This is a genomic window from Rhodococcus sp. P3_B8, from assembly GCF_056402775.1.
Genome location: NZ_JBFUGT010000317.1, coordinates 1 through 7,299, shown reverse-complemented (window position 1 = coordinate 7,299; position 7,299 = coordinate 1). Strand labels below are relative to the sequence as shown.

Sequence of the window (7,299 nt, the reverse complement as noted above, 5' to 3'; positions counted from 1 at the left end):
GTCCACCGATCACAAGGACGGACATTCCAAGGCGCACGAGGCCCATGGGCCCGCCGACCACAAACGCGAATTCCGCCGCAAGACGGGATAAACGACACATCGTCCGGATAAAAAGAAACACCCTCCAATTTTTTGGAGGGTGTTTCAATTTGTAGCCCCGACGGGATTCGAACCCGCGCTACCGCCTTGAGAGGGCGGCGTCCTAGGCCGCTAGACGACGGGGCCAGGAACTTTGTTTTGCTTTGGAAGCTCAGCAAGCATAGCTTCCAGAAGTTCGGAGTCAAAATCGGCCGAACTTCCGCTGGGGTACCAGGACTCGAACCTAGAATGGCGGTACCAGAAACCGCTGTGTTGCCAATTACACCATACCCCAATGGCCGTTCTCGAACCGCTGAGCTTCTGGGCTCTGCGGCCCGCCTCGGGCCGAAGAAGAGATTACCAGCCTACTGCCGGGATTTACCAAATCGTATGGTCAGAGGCTGTTTTTGCACCCTTTTCGGCCCGAGAGCGGCGTTCTAGCCGGCGATGCCGGCTCGCGCAGAGCGCAGCCGGGACAGCGAGACGTCGCGTCCGAGCAGTTCCATCGATTCGTAGAGCGGCGGGCTGATGTGCGAGCCCGTGACGGCCACCCGCACCGGAGCGAACGCCTTACGTGGCTTGAGGCCCAATTCGTCCACGAGAGCGGTCTTGAGGGCCTCTTCCAGTGAGGCCGCATCCCATGCCTCGACTGCGTCCAGCGACGCGAGGGCGGCGTCGAGAACCGGTGCGGAGTCGGCGCCCAGGTTCTTGGCAGCGGCGGCTGGGTCGATCGCGAAGTCGGCCTCGTCGACGAACAGGAACTTCAGCAGTTCCCAGGCGTCGGACAGGACCACGATGCGCGTCTGGACCAGGTCGGCGGCGGTCGCGAAGACGGACTCGTCCACGGTCTCCCCGAGATGGCCGTGGAGCGTCAGGAACGCGCGCAGGCGCGCGGCGAAATCAGCGGGCTCGAGCAGCCGGATGTGCTCGGCGTTGATCGCGTCGGCCTTTTTCTGGTCGAACCGGGCGGGATTGGAATTGACCTTGGAGATATCGAAGGCGGCGACCATCTCGTCCAGCGAGAACACGTCGTGGTCGTCGGAAATGCCCCAGCCCAGCAGCGCCAGGTAATTCAACAATCCCTCGGGGACGAAACCGCGGTCGCGATGGATGAAGAGATTCGACTCGGGATCACGCTTGGACAGTTTCTTGTTGCCCTGACCCATGACGAACGGCAGATGCCCGAACTTCGGAGTGAAATCTGCGACGCCGATCCGCTGCATCGCCTCGTAGAGGGCGAGCTGCCGCGGCGTCGACGACAGCAGGTCCTCGCCGCGCAGGACGTGTGTGATCTTCATCAACGCGTCGTCGACCGGGTTGACCAACGTGTACAGCGGAATCCCGTTGCCGCGGGTGAGGGCGAAGTCGGGAACGGTTCCGGCCTTGAACGTCGTCTCGCCGCGCACGAGGTCGTCCCACGTCAGGTCGTGGTCCGGCATCCGGAGCCGGACCACGGGTTTGCGGCCCTCGTCGAGGAACGCCTGCCTCTGCTCCGGTGTCAGATCACGATCGAAGTTGTCGTAGCCGAGCTTGGGATCGCGGCCGGCCGCCTTGTGCCGCTCCTCGACCTCCTCGGGCGTCGAGAACGACTCGTACGCCTCGCCCGCCGCGAGCAGTTTCGCGACGACGTCCAGATGCAGGTCCCGTCGCTGGGACTGACGGTAGGGCTCGTACGGTCCCCCGACCTCCGGGCCCTCATCCCAGTTCAGTCCGAGCCAGCGCAGCGCGTCCAGGATCGCCTGGTACGACTCCTCGCTGTCACGGGCAGCATCGGTGTCCTCGATGCGGAACACGAACGACCCACCGTTATGACGGGCGAACGCCCAGTTGAACAGGGCGGTTCGGACGAGCCCCACATGCGGGGTTCCGGTGGGCGACGGGCAGAAACGGACGCGAACTTCGCTTGTGGTCATGGCTCACTTGGGTCGACGCTGGGAAAACGGACTCCTACAGGCTAGTCCGCTCCCGATGTCGACACGAGAGCCGTCAGCGCTTGGCGGTCACCGGGTTAATGAGGGTGCCGATGCCACCGATGGTCACGCTCACACTCTGGCCGTCCACGATCGGCCCGACGCCTTCCGGGGTGCCTGTGAGGATGACRTCGCCCGGGAGCAGCGTCATGACGGCCGACACCCATTCGATGATCTTCGGAATGTCGTGCAGCAGAAGCGAAGTGTTGCTCCGCTGCTTCACCACTCCGTCCACCTCGGTGGTGATGTCGACGTCGGAGGCGTCGAGCCGGGTCTCGATCCACGGCCCGAGTGGGCAGAACGTGTCGTGGCCCTTCGCTCTCGTCCACTGCCCGTCGTGGCGCTGGTGGTCGCGGGCCGTCACGTCGTTGGCGGCCGTGTACCCGAGCACCACGTCGAGAGCCTTGGCAGCGGGCACGTCCTTGCAGGGGCGTCCGATGACGACCGCGAGTTCTCCTTCGTAATGAACTTCATTGGAGGACTTCGGCAGGACGATTGCGGCGTCGGGGCCCACGATCGAGGTGTTGGGCTTGAGGAAGATCACAGGATCGGCCGGCGCCTCTCCTCCCATTTCGGCGGCGTGGGCGGCGTAGTTCTTTCCGATCGCGACGACCTTGCTGGCGAGGATCGGTGCCAGCAGTCGCACGTCGGCGAGCGGCCAGCTCCGGCCGGTGAAAGTGGGGGTGCCGAACGGGTGCTCGGCGATCTCCTTCGCGATCCGGGACTCCTTGTCCCCCTCGATACTGACGAACGCAACACCATCGGGACTTGCCACTCGACCAAGACGCATGACGCCGAGTCTATCGGCCCGGGTGCACCGCCGTGCCGGGACGCCGCGGGACGGGAGGTATAGACTCCGCATGTTCCCCAATATATGAGACTTCAATCCTAGATATTGAGATGACATGACAGCATCGCTCGACACGCCGTCCGCCGTCGGAACTGCCCGCAGATGGTGGATGCTCACCCTCGGGATGTTCGCCCAGGCCGCACAGGCGGTCTTCGTCAACGGCGTCGCCTTCCTGATCCCCGAACTCCAGGAGAATCACGGGCTCAGCCTCGCCCGTACCGGACTCCTCGTCGCCGCACCCACCCTCGGAGTCATGCTGACGCTGATCGCGTGGGGCGCCCTCGCCGATCGCTACGGCGAACGCCGAGTGCTGGCCGCCGGGATGGCGGCCACGGCGGCCGCGGGAATCGGCGCGGCCCTGTCCGGATCACTCACGGCCACCGCGGCCTTCCTGCTGCTCGGCGGCATGGCGGCCGCCTCGGCGAATGCCGCGAGCGGACGCGTCGTCGTCGGATGGTTCCCGCCCGAGCGCCGCGGACTGGCGATGGGTATCCGGCAGATGTCGCTGCCGCTCGGCATTGCCTGCGCTGCGCTGACGCTGCCCTCGGTCGCACACGACCACGGCATCGGATGGGCGCTCGCGCTGCCCGCCATCCTGTGCGCGACCGCCGCGCTGGCCTGTGCACTCTGGGTTGTCGATCCGCCCAGGCCGAGCCGAAGCGCCGCGGCAAATCTCGGCATGCTCGCGAATCCGTACCGCGACAGCGGAACTCTGTGGCGCATCCACGCCGTCTCGGTGCTGCTCGTCGTGCCCCAGTACACGGTGTGGACGTACGCGCTCGTGTGGCTGATCTCCGAAAGGCATTGGGAAGCAACGGCGGCAGGCCTGATCGTGACAGTCGCCCAGATCCTCGGCGCGTTCGGCCGGATGGGGGTCGGTTTCTGGTCCGACGTGGTGGGCAGTCGTATGCGTCCGCTTCGCTGGGTCGCCGTCGCCGGCGGAGTGTCCATGGCGGCGCTCGCCGTGACGGATGCAATGGATACGCCGGTGGCGATCGTGGCGCTGCTCGCGGCGTCCGTCGCGACGGTGGCACCGAACGGCCTCGCCTTCACCGCGGTCGCCGAGATCGCGGGCCCGTTCTGGGGCGGACGCGCGCTCGGTGTCCAGAACACCGGTCAGTTCGTCGCGGCCTCGCTCGTTCCCCCGGTGTTCGGCGCACTGATCGGAATCGTCGGCTTCCCGGTGACTTTCGCCATAGCCGCGGCATTTCCGGCCGCCTCGATACCACTGATCCCCGTGGCCCGGTCCGAAGATCGGGCCACGGGGATCGAGGGAGACAAGATCGAATCGCGGTCCTAGAGGGCGGCAGCGATCCGGTCGCCGACCTCCGACGTGACGACCTTCGAGTCGCCGCGGGACGCCAGATCGGCCTCGACGGCGGCCTCGATGCGCGCGGCATCGCCGTCCCGGCCGACGTGACGCAGCAGCAGCGCCGCGGACAGGATGGCCGCCGTGGGATCCGCGATCCCCTGGCCGGCGATGTCCGGGGCGCTGCCGTGCACCGGCTCGAACATCGACGGGTTCGTCCCCGACGCGTCGATGTTCCCCGACGCCGCCAGTCCGATGCCTCCCGTGACCGCACCCGCGAGGTCGGTGATGATGTCGCCGAACAGGTTGTCCGTGACAATCACGTCGAATCGCGACGGATCGGTGACCATGTAGATGGTGGCCGCGTCGATGTGGCAGTACGCCGTCTCCACGTCCGGGTATTCGGCCGACACCGTCTCCACGGCACGCGTCCAGATCGCACCGGCGTTGGAGAGGACGTTCGTCTTGTGGATCAGGGTGACGTGCTTACGCCGGGTCTGCGCGAGCGCGAACGCGTACCGCACAACCCGCTCGGCACCGAACCACGTGTTGATCGACACCTCGGTCGCGATCTCGTGCGGGGTGCCGACGCGGATCGCGCCACCGTTGCCGGTGTACGGACCCTCGGTGCCCTCGCGCACGACCACGAAGTCGATGTCCGGCTGCGCCGCGAGCGGCGACTTCGATCCCGGATACAGCTGGGACGGACGCAGATTCACGTGATGATCCAACGCGAATCGCATGTTCAGCAGCAGCCCCCGCTCGAGCACACCCGGCGTCACCGACGGGTCGCCGATGGCGCCCAGCAGAATCGCGTCGTGCTCGCGGATCGCCGCGAGATCGGCATCCGGGAGCAGTTCCCCGGTGGCGTTGTATCGACGGGCACCGAGGTCGTACTCGGTGGTCTCGAGATCGGGTACGAGCTTCCGCAGCACCTTCAGTGCCTCGGCCGTGACCTCGACACCGATGCCGTCACCCGGAATGACCGCAAGCTTCATGAACGCCTCACTTCACATAGAGCTGTGCGCGTGCCACGACAACAGGGGTCGTGACACGCGCACAGTGGGGATTAGGCCAGGTTGACGAGCTCGATCTTGGTGGCGCCGACAGCGGTCGAGATCGCGTCCCGCACCTCGCTCGGCACCTCCCGGTCGACGCGGAGGAGGATGGTCGCACCCTCGCCCTCGGCGTCCTGGCTGAGCTGCGCAGCCTGGATGTCGATGCCGGCGTTGCCGAGCTGCGTGCCGATCTTGCCCAGCGCGCCGGGCTGATCGGTGTAGTTCACCACCAGGTTGAGACCCTCGGCGCGCAGTTCGAAGTTGCGGCCGTTGATGTTGACGATCTTCTCGACCTGCTGCGGGCCGGTCAGCGTGCCCGAGACGTTGATGACGCTGCCGTCGCCGAACACGGCGCGCAGGTCCACCACGCTGCGGTGGTTGGGGCTTTCGGCGGCCTTGGTGACCTCGGCCGTGACGCCGCGCTCTTCCGCGAGTGCGGGAGCGTTGACGAACGTGACCGCGTCCTCGATGACGGCGGAGAACACACCGCGCAGAGCCGAGAGCGCGAGCACCTCGACGTCCTCGGAGGCCAGCTCGCCGCGCACGTCGACGGAGAGGTTGACGGGCAGTTCACCCGACAGGGCCCCGATGAGCACACCCTGCTTGCGGACGATCTCGAGCCACGGGGCAACTTCCTCGCCCACGGCGCCACCCGACACGTTGACCGCGTCGGGAACGAAATCGCCTGCGAGAGCGAGCAGTACGGACTTCGCAACGTCGGTTCCGGCGCGGTCCTGAGCCTCGCTCGTGGAGGCACCGAGGTGCGGCGTCACGACGACCTCGGGCAAGTCGAACAACGGGCTGTCGGTGCAGGGCTCGGTCTCGAACACGTCGAGGCCCGCGGCGCGCACGTGACCCGACTTGATGGCCTCGGCCAGCGCTGCCTCGTCGATCAGACCGCCACGGGCGGCGTTGACGATGACGACGCCCTTCTTGGTCTTCGCCAGGTTCTCCGTGCCGAGCAGTCCCTTGGTCTCGGGAGTCTTGGGGAGGTGCACGGAGATGAGGTCGGCGCGCTCGAGCAACTCGTCGAGGGTGACGAGCTCGATGCCGAGCTGCGCGGCACGGGCGGCCGACACGTAGGGGTCGTACGCGATGACGTGCGTCTCGAACGCGGCGAGACGCTGCGCGAACAGCTGGCCGATGCGGCCGAGGCCGACGACGCCGACGGTCTTGCCGAAGATCTCGACACCGTTGAACTTGCTGCGCTTCCATTCGCGGTCGCGCAGGGTGGCGTCGGCCGCGGGGATCTGGCGCGCGGTGGCGAGCATCAGCGCGACTGCGTGCTCGGCGGCCGTGTGGATGTTGGACGTCGGCGCGTTGACGACCATGACACCACGCTCGGTGGCGGCGGGCACGTCGACGTTGTCGAGACCGACGCCGGCCCGGGCGACGATCTTGAGCTTGGTACCGGCCGCCAGGACCTCGGCGTCCACGGTGGTGGCGGAACGGACGAGGATCGCGTCGGCCTCGGGCACCGCCGCGAGCAGGGCCGGGCGATCAGGTCCGTCGACCCATCGCACCTCCACACCGTCGCCCAATGCCTCGACGGTGGACGGCGCGAGCTTGTCGGCGATCAGAACTACAGGACGGCCTGGCTGGCTCACGTGCAAACTCCCTGAATAGGTGGGTGTGGGGGTGTTTTAACCACACACAGCTTAGTCCGCCCTCACAGGGAAACCGCATCCTGGTCCGCGATACCACATAGTGGACGCCTGCAACAACGGAATCGGACACGAAACAACACCGGCCCAATGTCATATCGGGGGCCTCTGACGAGACCGATGCGACATCGGGCCGGCGGTTCGGTGGAACTGTAAAGCAGTGAAACCTAGGCGGTTTCGGTGATCGGGCGGTCGACCCAGCTCATCAGGTCGCGCAGCTTCTTGCCGGTGACCTCGATGGGGTGCTCGGCGTTGGCCTTGCGCAGGCCCTCGAGCTCGGTGTTGCCGTTCTCGACGTTGGCGACGAGGCGGCGAGTGAACTCACCCGACTGGATGTCGGCCAGGATCGCCTTCATGCGCTCCTTGGTGC

The 7,299-nt window shown here is 66.5% G+C and carries 6 protein-coding genes, 2 tRNA genes and 1 pseudogene; 2 read left to right on the top strand and 7 right to left on the bottom strand.

Going from position 1 to position 7,299, the window contains the following annotated elements; genetic code table 11:
- The coding region (locus AC1D1G_RS38690) for a DUF5302 domain-containing protein (protein WP_477956240.1) at window positions 1-91 on the top strand (91 nt) is incomplete at its 5' end.
- 61 nt (window positions 92-152) lie between these two features.
- Here the strand turns inward: AC1D1G_RS38690 and AC1D1G_RS38685 are convergent.
- The 4 genes from AC1D1G_RS38685 to AC1D1G_RS38670 all read right to left on the bottom strand — a co-directional run bounded on the left by AC1D1G_RS38685 (window position 153) and on the right by AC1D1G_RS38670 (window position 2,838).
- Window positions 153-225, bottom strand: a tRNA-Glu gene (locus AC1D1G_RS38685).
- Between the two features lie 76 nt (window positions 226-301).
- A tRNA-Gln gene (locus tag AC1D1G_RS38680) sits at window positions 302-373 on the bottom strand.
- 142 nt (window positions 374-515) lie between these two features.
- Complete coding sequence (gene gltX / locus AC1D1G_RS38675) at window positions 516-1,991, bottom strand: glutamate--tRNA ligase (RefSeq protein WP_477956239.1); 1,476 nt, start codon at window positions 1,989-1,991, stop codon at window positions 516-518.
- A gap of 73 nt (window positions 1,992-2,064) precedes the next feature.
- The gene (locus AC1D1G_RS38670) at window positions 2,065-2,838 is read right to left on the bottom strand and encodes a fumarylacetoacetate hydrolase family protein (protein ID WP_477956238.1); all 774 of its coding nucleotides are present in this window, start codon (window positions 2,836-2,838) and stop codon (window positions 2,065-2,067) included.
- A gap of 115 nt (window positions 2,839-2,953) precedes the next feature.
- On the opposite strand from AC1D1G_RS38670, the gene AC1D1G_RS38665 reads away from it, so the two are divergent.
- Window positions 2,954-4,198, top strand: coding sequence for an MFS transporter (locus tag AC1D1G_RS38665; protein ID WP_283354243.1), 1,245 nt, complete (start codon window positions 2,954-2,956; stop codon window positions 4,196-4,198).
- Here AC1D1G_RS38665 and AC1D1G_RS38660 read toward each other — a convergent pair.
- The 3 genes and pseudogenes from AC1D1G_RS38660 to AC1D1G_RS38650 all read right to left on the bottom strand — a co-directional run.
- Window positions 4,195-5,205, bottom strand: a complete 1,011-nt coding sequence (locus AC1D1G_RS38660; protein ID WP_005573989.1) for a 3-isopropylmalate dehydrogenase — start codon at window positions 5,203-5,205, stop codon at window positions 4,195-4,197. The genes AC1D1G_RS38665 and AC1D1G_RS38660 overlap by 4 nt on opposite strands.
- 71 nt (window positions 5,206-5,276) lie before the next feature.
- Complete coding sequence (gene serA / locus AC1D1G_RS38655; protein ID WP_005240386.1) at window positions 5,277-6,872, bottom strand: phosphoglycerate dehydrogenase; 1,596 nt, start codon at window positions 6,870-6,872, stop codon at window positions 5,277-5,279.
- 224 nt (window positions 6,873-7,096) lie between these two features.
- Window positions 7,097-7,299 (bottom strand): annotated as a pseudogene (locus AC1D1G_RS38650) (ketol-acid reductoisomerase); the annotation flags it as partial.

What these genes read in the sequence shown, in the direction of transcription:
- gltX (WP_477956239.1), bottom strand. Translation starts at nt 1,991, where the DNA reads ATGACCACAAGCGAAGTTCGCGTCCGTTTCTGCCCGTCGCCCACCGGA.
- AC1D1G_RS38665 (WP_283354243.1), top strand. Translation starts at nt 2,954, where the DNA reads ATGACAGCATCGCTCGACACGCCGTCCGCCGTCGGAACTGCCCGCAGA.
- AC1D1G_RS38660 (WP_005573989.1), bottom strand. Translation starts at nt 5,205, where the DNA reads ATGAAGCTTGCGGTCATTCCGGGTGACGGCATCGGTGTCGAGGTCACG.